The sequence below is a fragment of the Marinobacter sp. DY40_1A1 genome (assembly GCF_016597815.1).
Taxonomy (GTDB): domain Bacteria; phylum Pseudomonadota; class Gammaproteobacteria; order Pseudomonadales; family Oleiphilaceae; genus Marinobacter; species Marinobacter xiaoshiensis.
In genome coordinates, this window is the sequence record NZ_VCHA01000001.1 from 838,026 (window position 1) to 856,601 (window position 18,576).

Annotated in this window: 15 protein-coding genes; 9 read left to right on the forward strand and 6 right to left on the reverse strand. The window is 52.9% G+C overall.

Annotated features, from left to right (window positions below):
• Positions 1 to 24 precede the first annotated feature (24 nt).
• From FFI61_RS03875 to FFI61_RS03890, 4 genes are read left to right on the forward strand one after another with little or no spacing between them, the layout of a single operon-like run.
• On the forward strand, positions 25 to 1,032 hold the full coding sequence (locus tag FFI61_RS03875) for a TAXI family TRAP transporter solute-binding subunit (protein ID WP_200201032.1): 1,008 nt from the start codon (positions 25 to 27) through the stop codon (positions 1,030 to 1,032).
• Positions 1,032 to 3,209 (forward strand): TRAP transporter permease, encoded by a 2,178-nt coding sequence (locus FFI61_RS03880; protein ID WP_200369341.1) that lies wholly within the window; start codon positions 1,032 to 1,034, stop codon positions 3,207 to 3,209. The genes FFI61_RS03875 and FFI61_RS03880 overlap by 1 nt, the downstream gene beginning before the upstream one ends.
• Complete coding sequence (locus tag FFI61_RS03885; protein ID WP_200201030.1) at positions 3,206 to 3,952, forward strand: sulfite exporter TauE/SafE family protein; 747 nt, start codon at positions 3,206 to 3,208, stop codon at positions 3,950 to 3,952. Before FFI61_RS03880 ends, FFI61_RS03885 begins: the two co-directional genes overlap by 4 nt.
• A 28-nt stretch (positions 3,953 to 3,980) precedes the next feature.
• Positions 3,981 to 4,973 (forward strand): zinc-dependent alcohol dehydrogenase family protein, encoded by a 993-nt coding sequence (locus tag FFI61_RS03890; RefSeq protein WP_200201029.1) that lies wholly within the window; start codon positions 3,981 to 3,983, stop codon positions 4,971 to 4,973.
• Positions 4,974 to 5,056: 83 nt separating this feature from the next.
• On the opposite strand, the gene FFI61_RS03895 is transcribed toward FFI61_RS03890, so the two are convergent.
• A complete protein-coding gene (locus FFI61_RS03895; RefSeq protein ID WP_200201306.1) occupies positions 5,057 to 7,651 on the reverse strand; it encodes a bifunctional aconitate hydratase 2/2-methylisocitrate dehydratase in 2,595 nt (864 codons plus the stop codon).
• Positions 7,652 to 7,844: 193 nt separating this feature from the next.
• Here FFI61_RS03895 and FFI61_RS03900 point away from each other — a divergent pair, with 193 nt between their 5' ends.
• The gene (locus FFI61_RS03900; RefSeq protein WP_227714579.1) at positions 7,845 to 8,471 is read left to right on the forward strand and encodes a tRNA-(ms[2]io[6]A)-hydroxylase; all 627 of its coding nucleotides are present in this window, start codon (positions 7,845 to 7,847) and stop codon (positions 8,469 to 8,471) included.
• Positions 8,472 to 8,474: 3 nt separating this feature from the next.
• Here the strand turns inward: FFI61_RS03900 and FFI61_RS03905 are convergent, their stop codons facing one another.
• Positions 8,475 to 9,359: a LysR substrate-binding domain-containing protein gene (locus FFI61_RS03905; RefSeq protein WP_200201028.1), complete on the reverse strand. Its 885-nt coding sequence runs from the start codon at positions 9,357 to 9,359 to the stop codon at positions 8,475 to 8,477.
• Between the two features lie 143 nt (positions 9,360 to 9,502).
• Between FFI61_RS03905 and FFI61_RS03910 the strand changes: the two genes are divergently transcribed.
• Entirely contained in the window at positions 9,503 to 10,273 is a 771-nt protein-coding gene (locus tag FFI61_RS03910) for a ferredoxin--NADP reductase (protein WP_200369342.1), read from the forward strand.
• A 143-nt stretch (positions 10,274 to 10,416) separates the two neighbouring features.
• Here FFI61_RS03910 and FFI61_RS03915 read toward each other — a convergent pair whose 3' ends face one another.
• From FFI61_RS03915 to FFI61_RS03930, 4 genes are read right to left on the reverse strand one after another with little or no spacing between them, the layout of a single operon-like run.
• Entirely contained in the window at positions 10,417 to 11,838 is a 1,422-nt protein-coding gene (locus FFI61_RS03915; RefSeq protein ID WP_200369343.1) for an NAD-dependent succinate-semialdehyde dehydrogenase, read from the reverse strand.
• 22 nt (positions 11,839 to 11,860) lie between these two features.
• Positions 11,861 to 13,639: an acyl-CoA dehydrogenase gene (locus FFI61_RS03920; RefSeq protein WP_200369344.1), complete on the reverse strand. Its 1,779-nt coding sequence runs from the start codon at positions 13,637 to 13,639 to the stop codon at positions 11,861 to 11,863.
• 11 nt (positions 13,640 to 13,650) lie between these two features.
• Positions 13,651 to 14,400: an acetoacetyl-CoA reductase gene (gene phbB / locus FFI61_RS03925; protein WP_200369345.1), complete on the reverse strand. Its 750-nt coding sequence runs from the start codon at positions 14,398 to 14,400 to the stop codon at positions 13,651 to 13,653.
• A 27-nt stretch (positions 14,401 to 14,427) separates the two neighbouring features.
• Positions 14,428 to 15,795 carry a malonyl-CoA decarboxylase gene (locus FFI61_RS03930; RefSeq protein WP_200369346.1) on the reverse strand — a complete coding sequence of 456 codons (1,368 nt, stop codon included), beginning with the start codon at positions 15,793 to 15,795 and terminating at the stop codon, positions 14,428 to 14,430.
• A 149-nt stretch (positions 15,796 to 15,944) separates the two neighbouring features.
• Here FFI61_RS03930 and FFI61_RS03935 point away from each other — a divergent pair, with 149 nt between their 5' ends.
• The 3 genes from FFI61_RS03935 (at position 15,945) to FFI61_RS03945 (ending at position 18,570) form a co-directional block, all read left to right on the forward strand.
• Positions 15,945 to 16,376 carry a MaoC family dehydratase gene (locus tag FFI61_RS03935; RefSeq protein ID WP_200369347.1) on the forward strand — a complete coding sequence of 144 codons (432 nt, stop codon included), beginning with the start codon at positions 15,945 to 15,947 and terminating at the stop codon, positions 16,374 to 16,376.
• A gap of 14 nt (positions 16,377 to 16,390) precedes the next feature.
• A complete protein-coding gene (locus FFI61_RS03940) occupies positions 16,391 to 16,936 on the forward strand; it encodes a hydrolase (RefSeq protein ID WP_200369348.1) in 546 nt (181 codons plus the stop codon).
• 113 nt (positions 16,937 to 17,049) lie between these two features.
• Positions 17,050 to 18,570, forward strand: coding sequence for a PAS domain-containing sensor histidine kinase (locus FFI61_RS03945; RefSeq protein ID WP_200369349.1), 1,521 nt, complete (start codon positions 17,050 to 17,052; stop codon positions 18,568 to 18,570).
• Positions 18,571 to 18,576: the final 6 nt, after the last annotated feature.

Sequence of the window (18,576 nt, forward strand, 5' to 3'; positions counted from 1 at the left end):
TAATGATAAAACAGGAGTCGTTCCATGAGTAAGAACAGGGTTTTGAGATATGCCTCAGGGCTGCTGGCGGCGGCCGTAGTGTCTGTTTCAAGTGGTGTACAGGCTGAAGGCAACTATGTGATGGGCACAGCAACGACGGGAGGAACTTACTATCCCGTGGGTGTTGCGATTTCCACACTGATCAAAGTGAAGCTTGAACCCAAGACTAACATATCGGTTTCGGCCATAAGTTCAGCTGGTTCCGCTGAGAACTTGAAGCTTATGGATGAAAACCAGATCCAGTTTGGCATTCTTCAGGGGCTATACGGAGCTTATGCCTGGAACGGAACAGGGCCGGTTAACAAGCCTTATAAAGATCTGCGTTCAGTATCAATGCTATGGCAGAACGTGGAGCACTTTGTAGTAACCAAGGGCATCGCCAAAACCGGCACAATCGAAGATATGAAAAACCTGTATGGAGAAAGCTTCTCCATAGGCGCGAGAAACTCGGGAACCGAAGGTTCTGGTCGCTTTATTCTGGGCAAGGTTGGCATTGATCTGGAAAAAGTAAACCTCGCATACCAAGGCTATGGGCCCAGTGCAGATGCCCTGCAGAATGGCAATATCGATGGCATGAATATACCGGCGGGTGTGCCAGCGGCGGCGGTAACAAGAGCCTATGCCAATATGGGTGACAAAATTACCACCCTTAACTTTACGCCAGATCAGGTTGCCAGGGTCAACAGTGACTTTGAGCTGTGGACACCTTATACCATCCCTGCGGGGACCTATCCCAAGCAGGCTAAGGATATCAATACCATTGCCCAGCCTAATATCCTGGCAGTTCGTGATGATGTCTCCGAGCAGGATGTCTATGAGATTACGAAAACTATCTACGAAAATCTGCCATTCCTGAATAACATCCATCAGGCAACGAAAGCTATGGCGCTCGAGAAGGCCATTGCAGGCCTGCCAATGCCACTTCATCCCGGTGCTGCCCGTTTCTATAAAGAGCAGGGTTTGACCATTCCTGAACGCTTGCTCGCTCAGTAATGGTGACTGGCAAAACAGAAGGCGAAACCGTCATTGTGGTTCGCGATGAAAGTGTTAGCGAGGCGAGTGAGCGAGTAGATCACTGGTTGCTTGGGCCAGTGATTTTCTGGCTCGCCATCGCCACGGCGCTGATTCATCTGTATTTCAATACGGTTTCGACCCTTTCTGAGCTGTGGAGTTCTGCTCTTCACTTCGGCCTTTTCGGGTTGATCTGCACTTTGACCACGCCTATGTTCAAAGCCCGAACAGTTGGCGGCAAGAGGCTGGCGCTTGGAGGCGATATTCTGCTGGGGCTTACTGCGCTGGTCTGTGCTTTCTACCTGATTTTCTTTGAAGACGATCTGTACCAACGGGGATTCAATTTTTCTACCGGCGACTGGGTTTTCTCAGTCGTGTCGGTGGCATTGATACTTGAGTTGGCGCGGCGCACGGTTGGCTGGTTTATTCCCGTGCTGTGTATTGTTGCTCTGACCTACGTAGCTTGGTGGGGCCAATATGTTGATGGCATCTTTAATTTCCCCGGGCTTTCCTGGGAGACTGTTCTGTATCGCTCATATATCGGCGGCCAGGGAATGCTGGGTTCCATCGCCCGGATTTCATGGACCTACGTATTCATGTTCATTTTGTTCGGTGCCTTTCTGGTGAAATCCGGGGCAGGGGACTTTATTATCGAATTGGCCCGCTGTGCGGCAGGGCGTTTCGTGGGTGGTCCTGGGTTTGTGGCAGTATTCGCCTCTGGTCTCATGGGCTCAGTCTCAGGATCCAGTGTTGCCAATACGGTTTCTACAGGCGTCATTACCATCCCCTTGATGCGCAAAGCCGGCTTTCCCGCGCGTTTTGCTGCTGGTGTTGAAGCAGCCGCTTCAACCGGTGGGCAACTGATGCCGCCTGTGATGGGTGCAGGTGCTTTTATCATGGCTTCCTACACCCAGGTTTCCTATCTCACCATCATTGCAGTTGCTGCACTCCCGGCGCTTCTTTATTTTATCTCGGTGGCCATGTTTGTGCGTATCGAGGCCAAGCGCAGCCATGCTGACAAACTGGAAGATGCTGCTGCGCCTGCGCTAAAGGAGGTCTTGAAAGGTGGCTGGCATTTTCTTTTGCCACTGGTCGTTCTAGTGGCTGCGCTGGTTTACGGCTTTACGCCAACTTATGCTGCAGGTATAGCGATATTGTCGGTTATCGTCGCCTCCTGGCTGTCGAAGAGTCCCATGGGATTAAGGGATATTCTCGATGCGTTGGCGATGGGTACACGGAACATCACTACCACTGCAATTCTCCTGATTACAGTCGGCCTCATTGTGATGGTCGTTTCAACCACCGGCATCGGCAATACGTTTTCGTTGATGATTACCGATTGGGCAGGCGGGAGCCTGTTGATAACTATACTTCTGGTGGCGCTGGCCTCGCTGATACTGGGGATGGGGTTACCCGTAACGGCAGCGTACATTGTTCTTGCCACGCTCTCGGCACCGGCAATATACAGCCTGATCGCTCAAAGTCAGCTGCTGGAGTTGATGGTAAGCGGAAACCTTCCTGAACAGGCTAAAGCAATCTTCATGCTTGCCGCACCAGATAAGCTGCCTTTGCTGGATGGGCCTATGGATGTCACGACTGCGAAACAGATGCTCGCACTGGTGCCGGATACCTTCAGTAGCCAACTCCTTGAGCAGGCTTTATCGCCGGAAACACTTTCCATGCTGCTGGTGGCTGCGCACATGGTCATCTTCTGGCTTTCCCAGGATTCCAACGTTACACCTCCGGTTTGCCTTACAGCTTTTGCTGCTGCTGCTATTGCCGGAACGCCACAGATGCGCACCGGGTTTACTGCCTGGAAGCTGGCAAAGGGGCTTTACATTGTGCCGCTTCTGTTTGCCTACTCACCACTGATTACCGGCGATTTTACCGAGATGATCCAGGTATTCTGTTTTGCCTTGTTCGGCATTTACGCCATTATTGCCGGTCTCGAAGGCTTCTTGGAGCACAAGCTTAATCTGCTGGTTCGCGCGTTGATGTTTCCGCTTGGAGCCTTGATGCTTTGGCCTCATGGGCAGTTACTGATCGATGGAGCAGGGCTAATCATATTTATCGCGGTTCTGGTGTGGAGCAGTCGTTATGGAAAACGACTCAGCGGCGATTACTCGGGCAATAACGAAGGAAGTGCGAACGCTGCATGAGCATCACAGACGTTATTGCATTACTGGCACTAGGCGGTATTGCCGGGTTCATCAATGTGCTTTCGGCAGGCGGGTCAATGCTTACGTTGCCGTTGCTGATGTTTCTTGGGCTTCCTCCTCAGGTTGCAAATGGTACCAACCGGGTAGCAATCGTTCTGCAAAGCACAACCGCTGTGGCAGGCTTTCGCCGCATGGGTCACGGTAATCTCCGTGTTAGCTTGCACCTTGCAGTACCGGCGGTTCTTGGATCTCTACTGGGTGCCTGGGTAGCAACATGGGTGCCAGACGTGATATTCGAATGGGTGCTGATTCTTGCCATGATTTTCGCTTCGGCATTCATGCTGTTGCCTCAACCCCGGCTGGAAACCAACCCGCTGACTGTAAACAGGCTTGGTCCTGTGATTTACATGGCTATGTTTCTGATTGGTGTATATGGCGGCTTTATTCAGGTGGGTGTAGGGGCTCTGTTTATAGTGGTTTTATATCGGTTGCTGCGCATTGATCTACGCCAGGTCAATGTTTTCAAGGTGTCTATTATTCTGCTTTACACAGTTCCCGCATTGATGATTTTCGCCTTTAACGGGCAAGTACGCTGGGGTATGGGGTTGGTTCTGGCACTAGGCAATATTACTGGGGCATTTGTAGCCGTTAAGGTGAATCTGAGCAATGAGGGCGCTAAATGGGTGAAGTGGATTACCCTTGTGATGGCAGCGGCGATTCTGATCCGGTTGATTGTTTACTGATCACACTCTGGCGGTAGGAGATAGAGCAATGAAGGCGATGGTTATCGAGCAGTTTGGCGGCCCCGAGGTGTTTGTCGAACGGGAAGTGGAGGCGCCTGAGCCGTCGGCTGGGCAGGTTCGAATCAAGGTGGTGGCTTCCAGTATTAACCCTATTGAAACCAAAATACGCTCAGGGTTTGTAAAGGCCGGGCCTGAGATGCCGGCAATCCTGAACGGTGATGTGTCTGGTGTTATAGACAAAATTGGCCCGGGAGTGTCCTCTTTTGCTGTGGGTGATGAGGTATTTGGGTGCGCAGGTGGAACTAAGGGCTGGCCTGGCGCACTCGCAGACTTCATGGTGGCCGATGCCCGGTTGCTCGCAAAGCGCACGCCAGCTATGAAATTGCCTCTGGCTGAGTGTGCTGCAGTACCGCTAGTGTTTTTGACCGCTTGGGCAGCCCTTGTTGAACGAGCGCAAATCCAGGCTGGCGAGCATGTGCTGATTCATGCTGGCACGGGTGGGGTGGGGCATGTTGCCATTCAGATCGCCAAGCACTTTGGGGCGCGAGTGGCTACAACTGTATCTACCCCGGAAAAAGCTGCGTTGGCAAAGAAGCTGGGTGCTGACGACATTATTCTTTACCGTGAAGAGTCTGTAGAGGGTTACAAGCAGCGGTTGACTCAGGGGCGGGGTTTCAGCCTGGTCTTCGATACTGTGGGTAGAGAGAACGTGGATCGGGCAATCGAGGCAACTGCAATTTCGGGGCGTCTCTGTTCCATTAATACTCGCTCCACCCATGATCTAAGCCTGATGCATGCCAAAGGCCTGACGCTACATGTGATTTTTCGTTCTATTCCCTTGCTGCATGGAATTGGAATGGATGATCAGCCGCGTCTTGTTTCCGCCATGAGCGATATGTTGGAACAGGGAGCGCTACAGCCGCTGCTCGACAAGGAGCGGTACTCGTTTACCAATGTGGGTGATGCCCATCGTCGTCTTGAATCCGGGCTCGCCATAGGCAAGATACTCCTGCTGCGATAACCCGCGTTACTTTTCAGCATCCACAAAAAAACGCCAACCCGAGGGTTGGCGTTTTCGTAGATCTAAACCTTGAAGCTTAATGCTTAAGCGACAGTCGCTTCAGCAGCCTTCTTGGTGTAGTTCTCCATCTGATCAAAGTTCAGATACTTGTAGATCTCTGCAGACATGCTGTCCAGATCCTTGGCGTATTCCATGTACTCCTCAGGAGTTGGAAGTTTACCCAGAATCGCGCCCACAGCCGCCAGTTCCGCAGAGGTCAGGTACACGTTGGCACCATCACCCAAACGGTTCGGGAAGTTACGGGTAGAGGTAGACAGAACGGTAGACTTGGGAGCTACACGCGCCTGGTTACCCATGCACAGGGAGCAGCCCGGCATCTCGGTGCGAACACCGGCGGTACCGTAGATGTTGAAGTAACCTTCTTCCATCAACTGCGCCTGATCCATCTTGGTAGGTGGAGACATCCACAGACGGGTGTTCAAGCCGCCTTTATGCTGCTCAAGCAATTTACCAGCGGCACGGAAGTGGCCGATGTTGGTCATGCAAGACCCGATGAACACTTCGTCTACCTTGTCGCCGGCCACTTCGGACAGGAACCTGGCATCGTCAGGATCGTTCGGGCAGCAAACGATTGGCTCTTTGATGTCAGCCAGATCGATTTCAACGACGTGAGCGTACTCAGCGTCTTTGTCAGCACGCATCAGCTTAGGATCAGCAAGCCATGCTTCCATCTGCTGGGCACGACGCTCCAGAGTACGGGCATCGCCGTAACCTTCAGCAATCATCCAGCGCAGCATGGTGATGTTAGAGCGCAGGTACTCAGCAACAGACTCTTCAGACAGGTTGATAGTACAACCAGCAGCAGAGCGCTCAGCAGAAGCATCGGACAGTTCGAAGGCTTGCTCTACCGTCAGGTGCTCAAGACCTTCGATTTCCAGGATACGACCAGAGAATTCGTTGATTTTGCCTTTCTTCTCAACAGTCAGCATGCCTTGCTTGATGCCGTACAGCGGAATAGCGTGTACCAGATCGCGCAGGGTGATACCTGGCTGCATTTCGCCTTTGAAGCGAACCAGAACAGACTCAGGCATGTCCAGTGGCATAACACCGGTAGCCGCAGCAAACGCAACCAGACCAGAACCGGCCGGGAAGGAGATGCCCATCGGGAAACGGGTGTGAGAGTCACCACCAGTACCAACAGTGTCAGGCAGCAGCATGCGGTTCAACCAGGAATGGATGATACCGTCGCCTGGGCGCAGGGATACACCACCGCGGTTGCGGATAAAGTCTGGCATGGTGTGCTGCATTTCAACGTCAACCGGCTTTGGGTAAGCCGCAGTGTGACAGAAAGACTGCATAACCAGATCAGCCTGGAAGCCTAAGCAAGCCAAATCCTTCAGTTCGTCACGGGTCATAGGACCAGTGGTGTCCTGAGAGCCCACAGTAGTCATGTGAGGCTCACAGTAGGTGCCAGGGCGAACGCCTTGGCCTTCTTCCAGTCCACACGCCTTACCAACCATCTTCTGACCCAGGGTGAAGCCCTTGGTGCCAGCAGCAGGATCGTTAGGCAGACGGAACAGATCAGTCGCGCCCAGACCCAGAGCAGTACGTGCCTTGGCAGTCAAACCACGACCGATGATCAGAGGGATACGGCCGCCAGCCTGAACTTCGTCCAGAATAACGTCAGACTTGAACTTGAACTCGGAGATGGTCTCGCCAGCTTCGTTCAGGATCTTGCCTTCGTATGGGCGGATTTCGATAACGTCGCCCATGTTCATGTTGTCTACGGGTGCTTCGAATACCAAAGCGCCGGCATCTTCCATAGTGTTGAAGAAGATCGGGGCAACCTTGTTACCGATACATACACCGCCAGCGCGCTTGTTGGGAACGCCCGGGATGTCGTCACCGAAGAACCAAAGTACAGAGTTGGTGGCAGACTTACGTGAGGAACCGGTACCAACCACGTCGCCAACAAATGCAACAGGGAAACCTTTGGCCTTGATTTCGTCAATCTGGCTCATTGGGCCAGTTACGCCAGGCTCTTCCGGCTTCAGGCCATCGCGTTCCATTTTATAGGCAGCGCGGGCATGCAGCGGGATGTCAGGGCGTGACCATGCATCCGGTGCAGGAGACAGGTCGTCAGTGTTGGTTTCGCCGGTAACCTTGAAAACCACCATCTTGGTGCTTTCAGGAACCTTGTCTTTCTTGGTGAACCACTCAGCGTTGGCCCAGGACTCAACAACAGACTTGGCCACGGCATTGCCTGCATCCATTTTGTCTTTAACGTCGTTGAATGCGTCAAACATCAGCAGAGTGTGCTTCAGCTGTTCGCCAGCCAGTTCGGCCAGATCGCTGTCGTCGAGCAGGTCTACCAGAGTTTCAATGTTGTAGCCGCCTTGCATCATGCCCAGCAGTTGAACGGCTTTGGGCTTGTCCAGCAGGGGAGATTCGGCGTCGCCTTTAACAATGGCGGTCAGGAACGCAGCTTTTACGTATGCGGCTTCATCTACGCCCGGTGGAATGCGGTTTTCCAGCAGGTCAACCAGGGTTTCTTCTTCGCCTGCGGGCGGATTTTTCAGCAACTCAACCAGAGCCGCTGTCTGTTCAGCGTTCAGTGGCTTGGGGGGAATATTCAGAGCCGCACGTTCTGCAACGTGTTCACGGTAGGCTTCTAACACGATTTGAACCCTCATCAGTTGGTATGTCCCGCGCCTTTAGCACACGCCTGGCGGGAGTTTTATGGCGGATGGACTTTAAGTTGGCGCTGTATTCTATAGGAAAGCACCTATAAAGTTAAGCTGGCCAGAGGTCGGAGAACACTGATAGCTGCGCTATAATCGCCCACCCTTTGAATTGACGCTGTTGCTTCCCATGACCCAGAAAACTGATTCCATAACCAAAGCCCTGCAGGATATTCACGATTTTCTGCCCTGTGTTACACCCAAACAGTGGATTGATAACGCATTAGCCAATCAGGACCTGATGCTGATTGATCACGCCCATTGCGAGAAAAAGGCCGCATCAACGGCGCTAAGCCTTATGTATCGCTATGTGGACAACAGCGACTTACTCAACAAAATGTCCCGACTGGCCAGAGAAGAGTTGCGTCATTTCGAACAGGTTCTGGCCATTATTGATAAACGCAGCATCGCATACTGCCACCTTACTCCTGCGCGCTATGCCGCCGGTCTGCGTAAAGAGGTGCGCACGGATGATCCGGGGCGGCTGGTGGATGTGATGATTGTGGGCGCTATCATCGAAGCCCGCTCATGCGAGCGCTTTGCGGCACTGGTACCGTTTCTTGATGATGAGCTTGCAGATTTTTATGGCAGCTTGCTCAAGTCAGAAGCGCGCCACTACAGGGATTACCTGGCACTTGCCGTGCAGGCCAATAAGGGCCCCGTTGATGAGCGGCTTGCGGATTTCATCGCGATTGAAAAGCAACTCATACTCGAGCCGGATACAGAGTTTCGGTTCCACAGTGGGCCCATAGCCTGAAAATCAGGTCAGCGCGCGGCACAACTTGATCCAGGCATCGATACCGGCGCTGCGGTACTTCTGTTTGTGCAGGATGAAGTAGAACTGTCGTTCAAAGCTTCGGTGCTCGGGTGTTTTCAAGGGCACCAGGCTACCGCGCCTGAAGGCATCTTCCAGAACCACCTCCGACAGGCAACCTATGCCCAGGTCGGCCTCCACAGCACGCTTGATCGCTTCTGTGTGCTCCAGTTCGAGCAGCACGTTCATATCTGGCAACAGGCCATGCATTCCACGCTCAAAACTCTGCCGGGTCCCGGAGCCTTGTTCTCTCATGATCCAGGTAGCGCCTCTAAGATCGTCGTCGGTCAGCGCCTCTTTTTTGGCGAGCGGGTGGGTTGGTGAGCAGAACACAACCAGTTGGTCTCCGCGCCAGGGCAAAACTTCAAGCTCAGAAGATTGCAACTCGCCTTCAATGAGGCCGATGTCCAGTTCGAAATCCTTGACCCTGCGCACGATCGTGCTGGTATTGGCTACTTCCAGCGCAACCCGGGGCCGGGTAGGGGTATTCATGTATTGGGCCATAACGCCAACGGCCAGATAGTTACCTATAGTTAAGGTGGCTCCAACTTTAAGAGCGCCTATTTCAGAGTTTTTGCTGAAAGCTTGTTCCAGCTCTGTTGCCTGAGCGAGAACAGCTTCTACTTTTGGTCGATAGAGTCGCCCGAGCTCATTCAGTTGCAGGCGTTTGCCAACGCGGTCGAACAGCTGGATGTCGAACTGGTTTTCCAGCTCCTTGAGCGCACTGCTGGCAGCAGATTGAGACATCGCCAGCGATTCCGCGGCCCGGGTAATGTTCTGAAAGTGTGCAGCAGCCAGGAAGACTTCAAGTTGCCTGAAACTGTATTTCATAACAAAGCACTCTAAATCGATGTAACCGAATAGGGTTATGGGAATATCCCATTTCATCGATAGGTTAATGGTGGGTTAGACTTTAGGCAATTCCTATTTTTACATTCTCCGCCGATAGCGAATCAAACGGGTAAGGGGCTTTAATGAGTAACCTGATAAAAGAAACAGTAACCAGTGTACATCACTGGAACGACACCCTGTTTAGCTTCAAAACCAGTCGCGATCCCGGGTTTCGTTTCAAGAACGGCCATTTTGTGATGATTGGTCTGGAGTCTGAAGGCAAGCCTTTAATGCGCGCCTACAGCATTGCCAGTGCGAACTATGAAGAGGAGCTGGAGTTCTTCTCAATCAAGGTTCAGGACGGCCCGTTGACATCCCGCCTGCAGAAAATTCAGGTGGGTGATGAGATTCTCGTTAGCCGTAAGCCTACGGGAACCCTGGTCCTTGACAATCTGTTACCGGGAAAAAATCTCTGGCTGATCAGCACAGGTACCGGGCTTGCGCCATTCATGAGCATCATCAAAGATCCTGAGATTTACGAAGCGTTTGACAAGGTAATCCTGACCCACGGCGTGAGATATGTGTCAGAGCTTGCATATCAGCAGGAAATTGAAGCGCTTCCGGAAAACGAGTTCTTTGGTGAGATGGTTAAAGGTAAGCTGGAATACTACCCAACGGTTACCCGTGAGCCTTTCCGCAATGAGGGCAGGCTTACCCGTGCTATGCAGAGCGGCAAGATAACCAGTGAGTTTAGCTTGCCCGAGCTGAATCTTGAAGATGATCGGTTCATGATTTGTGGAAGTCCAAGCATGCTTAAGGACACCTGCTCCATTCTTGATGAAATGGGTTTCAAGGAAGCTCGGGGTGGCGATTTAGGTCACTACGTGATTGAACGGGCATTTGTGGAGAAGTAAGACAGCAGTGCGTTAGCAGAATGCCAGAAAGCGGCAAACGCTTTGTGGCATCAGTGTGCAAGCAGGACGGGAGTGCTATTTCCATCCTGCTTGTTTTCAAAATGCCCTCCGTCATGTTGGGTGCTCAAAATTGAAGCGGTTAATCAGATCGCGACCCCCCCCAGCTTTGTTTCCAGATATTCTTCAATGCCCTCTTGGGCACCCTCCCGGCCAAGGCCGCTATTTTTCATGCCACCAAAGGGGGCTGCTGCGCTGGTTGGGTTGATGTCATTAATGCCAATAATGCCGAAATCCAGAGCCTCAAATGCGCGCATAGCTGTCGCCATGTTGTTGCTGTAGATGTAAGCCGCCAATCCAAACTCGGTGTCGTTGGCCATAGCAATCACATCATCTTCTGAGCGATAGGTGATAACAGGAGCGACTGGGCCAAAGGTTTCTTCCCGGTAGATTTTCATTGCCGGGGTTACGCCGGAGAGTACGGTTGGCGCGTAGAAGTAACCGTTTGAGAGGCCATTTTCTGTCAAGCGTTGCCCCCCGGTTTCTACCTTTGCTCCCTGAGCAACTGCGTCTTGAACCTGGCTATCGACTTTTTGGAGGGCCTGTTCATTGATTAACGGGCCGACACCAATGCCTTCTGACATGCCATTACCGGCTATCAGGCGATTTGCCCGACTGGTCAGCTCTGCAATAAAAGGTTTCAGGTGGTCTTCGTGCACAAATATCCGGTTAGGGCTAATGCAGGCCTGGCCGGTATTAAGGAATTTTACCAGAGACAGCCCTTTGGCAGCGTGAACGGGATCGGCATCGGGGAATACAATGGCAGGCGCATGGCCGCCAAGTTCCATAGACACTCGCTTCATGTTTGCTGCTGCCAGCCCGTTCAGCTTTTTGCCAACCGGGGTGGAGCCTGTGAAGGTCAGTTTGCGGACTCTTGGGTCTGTGCAAAAAGCATCGCCTACCCGAGATGGGTCCTGCACGGTGAGCATATTGACAACACCGGGCGGAAAGCCTGCTTCGGCGAAAATCTCCATCATGGCCTTGGCGCACAAAGGGGTGCTTTCAGCAGGTTTCAGGATTACGGTGCAGCCGGCCGCTAACGCAGGTGCAAGCTTGCGGGTAATCATGGAAATAGGGTAGTTCCAGGGCGTAATTGCACCAACTACACCGACTGGAGACTTCTGAACAAGAAAGCGCTGGTTTTCGCGGGCAGAAGGTATGCTTTGCCCGTATATGCGCTTGGCTTCTTCAGCAAACCACAGCAGGAAGTCTGCGCCGTACTGTACTTCATTGAGTGATGCTTTCAGGGGTTTTCCCTGTTCGCGAGTCATCAGTTCAGCCAGTTCACGCTTCTGCCGGATCATCAGTTCCCAAGCCCGGTAAAGTAGCTGGGAACGGTAATAAGCGGTAGTTTTCTTCCATTCCTTAAAGGCACAATCTGCGGCCGCGATGGCCGTCTCGATGTCCTGGTCCGTGCAGTTGGGCACATGCCCGATGATCTCGCCCGTTGCCGGGTTCGCCACCGAGAGCTCAGGGCGCCCGGTTAACCATTCTCCGTTGATGTACATGAGGCTTTGGCTCCTGACTGAATTAAAACTCTGTCTCCGGCAGCGCCATAATGGCGTCGTCGCCGGATCGTATCGCGCTCAGGTGCGCTGAACAGCGCGGCAAAATATAATCAATGAAAAAGTTGGTTGTCGCCAACTTGTTGGCCGCAAATGTACCTTGTTCAGCATGATCGTTGGCTGCGGCAGTGGCAGCTTTTAACATCAACCAACCTGCGGTCACTGTGGAGCTCAGCATAAGGTAGTCGAAGGCAACGGCACCAGTAAACTGGTCATCATCACTCCGCTCCAGCACCACTCTGGTCGCATCTTCAAGGAAGGCCAGTGCTTGGTCAAATTTAGCCTGGCGCGCGGCTGTCAGCACATAATTGCTTTGCAGAGGGCCAGTGAGAGGGCGCATGTCGTCAATCAACTCAGCCATAGCCCGGCCCTGATCACGAACTGTTTTCCGGCCAATCAGGTCCAGTGCCTGAATGCCATTGGTACCTTCATAAATCGGCAGAATGCGGGCATCACGATAGTGCTGTGCAGCGCCTGTCTCTTCGATAAATCCCATGCCGCCATAGCACTGGATGCCCAGAAAGGTTACTTCCTGGGCGATTTCTGTGCACCAGCCCTTAACCAGTGGTGTCAGCAGGTCAACTCGACGCTTATAACGAGCCCTGATGTCATCTGGCAGGTTCTCCGCATTGGCGTAATCGACGGCCACACAGCCGGTGTAGGCGAGTCCGCGCGCTGCTTCGGTCAAGGTTCTCATGATCATCAGCATTCGGCGCACGTCCGGGTGCTTGATGATAGGTGACACACCTTGTTCGCCCGGCGCCGTACCCTGAGTGCGCTCCAGGGTATAGTCCCGCGCTTGCTGATAAGCGCGCTCGGAAATGGACACGCCTTGCAAACCAACGGTCAGGCGGGCGTTATTCATCATTGTAAACATGCAGGCCAAACCACGATTTTCCTCGCCCACCAAATAACCGATGGCGCCTTCATTGTCGCCAAAACTCATTACGCAGGTGGGGCTGGCGTGGATGCCGAGTTTGTGTTCCAGCGAGACCGCCTGGCAGTCGTTTCTTTCGCCGGGCTCTCCGGAAGCATTCGGGAGATATTTGGGTACGGCAAACAGTGAAATACCTTTTACCCCTGGAGGGGCATCAGGCAGGCGAGCAAGCACAAGGTGGATTATGTTCTCCGCCATGTCGTGCTCACCCCAAGTGATGAAAATCTTTTGACCTTTTATCCGGTAAACATCGCCATCCGGACGGGCCTGAGTCCGAATGCCCGATAAATCCGAGCCAGACTGGGGTTCGGTAAGATTCATGGTTCCGGTCCATTGCCCGGAAATCATTTTCGGCAGCATCTGTTGTTTCAGCAGATCGCTGGCATTCTCTGAAAGCGCTTCAACCGCGCCCTGAGACAACAACGGACAGAGCCCCCACGCCATGTTTGCGGCGTGCCACATTTCCTGCACAGGAATGGCCAGTGAGAAAGGCAAGCCTTGGCCACCAAACTCCGGGTCAAACTGCAGGCTGGCCCAACCACTCTCGGCATACTGCTGGTACGCTTCACGGAAGCCGTCAGGCGTGACCACATTGTGGTTCGAATCCAGGCGCACACCGGTTTGGTCTCCGGTGACGTTGGTTGGCGCGATGACGGAACTGGCAAAACGCGCGGCTTCTTCAAGAATGGCTGCAACGACATCCTCGGAGGCGTCTTCATAACCGCAGGCTTTGGCCATTTCTGAAAACCCTGCGACGTTCTGCAGGGTGAACGCCATCTCGCGGGTGGGTGCTCTGAACGCTGTCATGGTGTGCTCCCTTAGCTCATGTACTGGCCGCCGTTGACCGACATGTTGGTGCCGGTCACGAAGCTTGCTTCATCAGCTGTCAGATAAGCGACGGCCCTTGCGATGTCTTCAGGCTTGCCAAGGTGGCCAACAGGAATTCCCGCAACAATGTTGTTCAGCACTTTTTCAGGCACCTGGCGAACCATCGGGGTGTCGATATAGCCAGGGGAAACCGAGTTGGCTGTTACACCCTTTCTGGCGCCTTCCTGGGCAATCGACTTGGTAAATCCGTAAATGCCTGCTTTGGTGGCGGCATAGTTGCTCTGGCCAAACTGGCCTTTCTCACCGTTCAGAGACGAAATGTTGACGATACGTCCAAAGCCGCGCTCGCACATGTTTTCGAACACTTGCTGGCACATGTTGAACATGGAGGTCAGGTTCACATTGATGACCTGATTCCACTGCTCTGGCTGCATTCTCTTTAGAGGCGCGTCGTTAGTGATACCGGCGTTGTTGACCAGAATGTCGATGGGGCCCAGATCCTGCTCGACAGCAGCGACGAATGCTTTACAGCCTTCAAAGTCAGTTACATCCAGCGGGTAAATAGCCACATCAACACCGTCTTCACGCAGGCTGGCCTGCCAGTCTTTTGCCTTTGCCGTGAACTCTTCACCGGGTAGGTGAGTGCCCACCACTTTGCGGCCCTGAGCTGCTAGCGCTTTACACATGGCGGTACCCAGACCACCGGCGGCTCCGGTAACAACTGCGATACGATTAGTCATGGTGTTCTCCTTACGTTTACGGGTGGTTTATCTCAAAAGTTTCTTGATATTCGATGACTGGGAAATGATTCCCTGTGAGGTGTACTGATTGCTGCGTTGTACGATTTTCGGGAGCTCATACAGATAGTTCACCATCAATCCGGCTGACTGCTTCAGACCTTTATCCGAGGTGTCAGCCATCCAGTTGAGCCGCGCGAGCTGGGCGCCATTGCTCAGATGAAAGTTCGCTACGGGATCGTTTGCACGTGATGTGCCGGGCTTGGTCGAGCTCAGATAGGCAGCAGCAAGTTTCAGGATGGCTTCTTGTTGGGTGCCGGTGGTGTCCCCCTTGCTTGCCAGCACTGGATCACGTGGCGGCGGCGTGCTGAGCCACTGCTCACCGCCAGGTAGCTGCATGAGCTGGTCGGCTGGAGTGTTTTCAAGCCAGCGGCGGAAACCGGGAATAGGTGACAAAGTGGCGAACTGCTTAAGCTGAGGGAACTCGACCTGTAGCTTGCTGACCACTTGCTTGATCAGGAAGTTACCGAAGCTGATGCCCGCCAAGCCTTGTTGGGCGTTGGAAATTGAGTAGAAAATGGCAGTGTCGGCTTTGTCGATGTCCTCAGTTGGCGCGTGCTCGTCCAGAAGCCTTTGAACGTTGTCGGCAAGACCATTCACCAAAGCCACCTCTACAAAAATCAGTGGTTCGTCTGGCATATTGGGATGAATAAAGGCGAAACAGCGGCGATCGAAATCCAGTCGGTTTTTGAGGTCGCTCCAGCTCTTGATGGCGTGTACAGCTTCATATGCGATTAGCTTTTCGAGCATTGCGCCGCTGGAGTTCCAGCTGATCTCTTCCAGTTGGAGCAAGCCGATGTCGAACCAGGTGGCCAGCAAATCGCGTAGATCCGTTTCCAGTGGCCTCAGTTGCGGATAATCTTTGCGCAGCCTGAGCAGCTCCTCCCGCATATCTACCAGGAATTTGACGCCGGAAGGTACCCCATTGAATTGCTTCAGAAGCGCCGTTCGGCTTGGTATCAGAGCCTTGCGTAAGGATTGCGCGGCTTCTGTTTTTTCGTTGGGCTTGGCGTTGTGCCATTGATCGATAGCACTCTCTACGGTCATCTCGTTAACGCCGTAATGCTCTGCAAGCAAACCCAGAAAGCGAGTTCTTCCTGTTGTGGTCAGTTTCAGATAGGCGCGGCCCAACAAGGCTGCCCGTTTGCGAGCTTCTACCTGACCGCCATTCTCGGAGAGGCAGTCGTCTATCCACTCCTTAACGATAGCAATATCAGCTTCCGGGAGGTCTTCCGCAATGCTCAGGATGTCTGAGCCACGACGGCCTACGGATTCCAGTCCGCCTGAAACCAGCTTCTTGAAGGCCCTTTCAAAAATGCTTACGGGTTGCCTCTGCATAACCTCGACTCCCTTGGTACAAAGCGGTGTTGTCTTTATTGAAGAGGGAAGGCTACCAGAGCATTTTGAAAAAACCAAGTAAAAGTACTTGGTTTGGTGCATATAAACCAGTAATGTAGTGGTCGAATGGTTCAATATGAGGAAGCACAATGCAAGAATTACACGGTTACTATCTGGAAGATCTGGAAGTTGGAATGGAGGCGTTCTACGCCAAGACTATTACGGAAGCTGATGTGGTGTTGTTCGCAGGTATTAGTGGTGACGACAACCCGGTACATATAAATGCCGAGTATGCGAAGACCACGCCGTTTAAAGAGCGGATCGTTCACGGCATGTTCAGTGCCGCGCTGATTTCCGCCGTATTGGGCACGCGCTTGCCTGGCCCGGGTGCGATCTATATAGATCAGCAAATCAAGTTTAAAGCGCCGGTTCATATTGGCGATACGGTGGTTGCGTCTGCAAAAGTTATTGAAATAAACGAAGAGCGCCGCCGAGTGAAGTTGGAAACCATCTGCAAGGTGGGAGAGAAAGTTGTTGCGGAAGGTGTCGCCACCAATATGGTCGATCGCCGACCGGCCTAAATCTGGAGACTGTTATGTTAATGGATAAAGAGAAGTCCATCGTTGCCGTGATTGATGTTCAGGCCCGGCTATTAGGTGGCGTGCATGAAGCTGATAAGCTGGTGAATAACTGCAGTTGGTTGGTTCGTCTGGCAAAACTGCTGGACGTGCCGGTGGTGGGCTCAGAGCAATACCCCGATGGACTGGGGCCTACTGAAGAAGGTTTGCGTGAACTGGTGGGCCCGGCCAATATATACGGCAAAGCTCACTTTTCTTGCATTGATGACCCCGGGTTCGAAAATGCCTTTCGAACGCACGATCGCAAACAGGTTGTTTTGTGCGGCATGGAATCTCAAGCTTGCGTGATGCAGTCGGCGATCAGGTTGCTTGAGAAGGGGTTGGAGGTATTTGTGGTAGCGGATGCCATTTCGGCCCGCAACCCATACGACACCGAAGTAGCCCTACGACGGATGGAGCAAGCCGGAGCCAGAATTGTCACAAAAGAAATGGTCGGGTTCGAGTGGATACGGCGTTCTGATGCGGCTCAATTCAAGACCTTCAGTAAAGAGTTCCTGCGCTAGTAAGTCACGGGGCCCTGATGCAGTGTGGCTAAGGGCCCCGGAGACAGTCAGAATAGGGTTCGACAAGGCAACCCGAGTTCCGAGAACCCGTTACCCATGAAAAAACGTACCCCATGAAAAATCGCACCCCGGAAGAGGGGCTTACCGCCCTGACTGACGACGCTGAGCGCAACCGTTTGCTGGCGGAGATGGCTGAGCAGTCTACAGACATGATTTCGCGCCACACACCGGAAGACTGGCTGTTTATATATGCCTCTCCCGCGGTTACGCATTTGCTGGGCTACACGGTAGAAGAAATTGTTGGGATCTCGGCATACGATCTCTACCACCCGGATGATGTTGAAGACTTCCGCTTACGGGCACCCACGGTAAGTTATGATCGGGGTTTGTACACTCATACCTATCGCTTTCGCTGTAAAGATGGACACTACATCTGGTTGGAAAGTACCAGCCGGACCATTCGAGACCCGGAGACCAACGATATTCGGGAAATACTGGTGGTGTCTCGGGATGCAACCCACCGGATCATGGCAGATAAAGCAAGCCGCCGTTTGGCGCGGGTGCTGGAGAGCACTCAGGACCTGGTTATATTTGCGAATCTGGATTTTACCGTTTCGCACCTGAATGAAGCTGCCCGGAAGGCTCTTGAAATGGAGTGCACGGATTACAGCTCATTTCCGCTCTCGTGGCTTGTGACCGAAAAGGGCCTTGCCACGTTGATGGATGAAGGCTTTCCAGCAGCAGAGGAAACAGGAAGTTGGCGTGGAGAGCTAACGATGCAAAACCTGAATGCGTCTCGCATACCGGTCATGCTAGAGCTCCTGGCTCACCGATCCTTGCATGGGGATATCGAGTATTTTTCACTGGTCGCTCACGATCTTACCGAGAAAAAGGCCGCCGAAGACCAACTCAAGCAGTATCAGGCTGAAATTGATCACGCCAGCCGGTTGGTAACTATGGGGGAGCTGGCTTCAAGCCTGGCCCATGAGCTTAACCAACCACTCTCCGCTATGGTGAATTATTTGCGGGGCATCGAGAGACGCTTTGCGGACAAGCCCACGCTCTCATGGAGCGATGTGGAATTGCCGATTACTCGAAGTATCCGTACGGCGTTGAGGGCAGGTGAGATCATCCATCGGATGATGGATTTCACGAGAAAGCAGGAGCCAGTCGTTACTCGCCTCAATTTACCGGATTTGATTGGTGAGATGATCAACTTCTGCGAGAGCACGGCTGAAAGGCACAACGTGTCCGTAGTTTTTGAGCCCGATTTGAATTTGCCAGAAGTTAAAGGTGATCGGGTGCAGTTGGAGCAGGTAGTGTTGAACTTGATCGTGAATGCTGTAGAGGCGAGTGCTTCTACTGATCGTGAGGACGCTGCCATTGTGCATGTCAGAGTCGTACCTCATGAGAGCGGGCAGCTGAGAGTGGAAGTTGAGGATCAGGGGCGGGGTATTTCCGAGGTGGATATGTCCCGTCTTTTTGATCGCTTTTTCTCAACCAAAGAGACCGGGCTTGGAATGGGGCTGGCCATCAGTCGTTCATTGGTAGAGAATCTTGGTGGCGAGCTCTGGGCGGAAAACCTCCATACTGGCGGCGCACGTTTTTCATTTACTCTCAATATTGCTGACTGATTATTC

Bases quoted from the DNA above. Each gene is read 5' to 3' on its own strand.
- FFI61_RS03915 (WP_200369343.1), bottom strand. From the start codon at position 11,838: ATGTACATCAACGGAGAATGGTTAACCGGGCGCCCTGAGCTCTCGGTG.
- FFI61_RS03905 (WP_200201028.1), bottom strand. From the start codon at position 9,359: ATGAAATACAGTTTCAGGCAACTTGAAGTCTTCCTGGCTGCTGCACAC.
- FFI61_RS03940 (WP_200369348.1), top strand. From the start codon at position 16,391: ATGTTAATGGATAAAGAGAAGTCCATCGTTGCCGTGATTGATGTTCAG.
- FFI61_RS03880 (WP_200369341.1), top strand. From the start codon at position 1,032: ATGGTGACTGGCAAAACAGAAGGCGAAACCGTCATTGTGGTTCGCGAT.
- FFI61_RS03910 (WP_200369342.1), top strand. From the start codon at position 9,503: ATGAGTAACCTGATAAAAGAAACAGTAACCAGTGTACATCACTGGAAC.
- FFI61_RS03885 (WP_200201030.1), top strand. From the start codon at position 3,206: ATGAGCATCACAGACGTTATTGCATTACTGGCACTAGGCGGTATTGCC.
- FFI61_RS03890 (WP_200201029.1), top strand. From the start codon at position 3,981: ATGAAGGCGATGGTTATCGAGCAGTTTGGCGGCCCCGAGGTGTTTGTC.
- FFI61_RS03935 (WP_200369347.1), top strand. From the start codon at position 15,945: ATGCAAGAATTACACGGTTACTATCTGGAAGATCTGGAAGTTGGAATG.
- FFI61_RS03920 (WP_200369344.1), bottom strand. From the start codon at position 13,639: ATGACAGCGTTCAGAGCACCCACCCGCGAGATGGCGTTCACCCTGCAG.
- FFI61_RS03900 (WP_227714579.1), top strand. From the start codon at position 7,845: ATGACCCAGAAAACTGATTCCATAACCAAAGCCCTGCAGGATATTCAC.
- FFI61_RS03945 (WP_200369349.1), top strand. From the start codon at position 17,050: ATGAAAAATCGCACCCCGGAAGAGGGGCTTACCGCCCTGACTGACGAC.
- phbB (WP_200369345.1), bottom strand. From the start codon at position 14,400: ATGACTAATCGTATCGCAGTTGTTACCGGAGCCGCCGGTGGTCTGGGT.
- FFI61_RS03875 (WP_200201032.1), top strand. From the start codon at position 25: ATGAGTAAGAACAGGGTTTTGAGATATGCCTCAGGGCTGCTGGCGGCG.
- FFI61_RS03930 (WP_200369346.1), bottom strand. From the start codon at position 15,795: ATGCAGAGGCAACCCGTAAGCATTTTTGAAAGGGCCTTCAAGAAGCTG.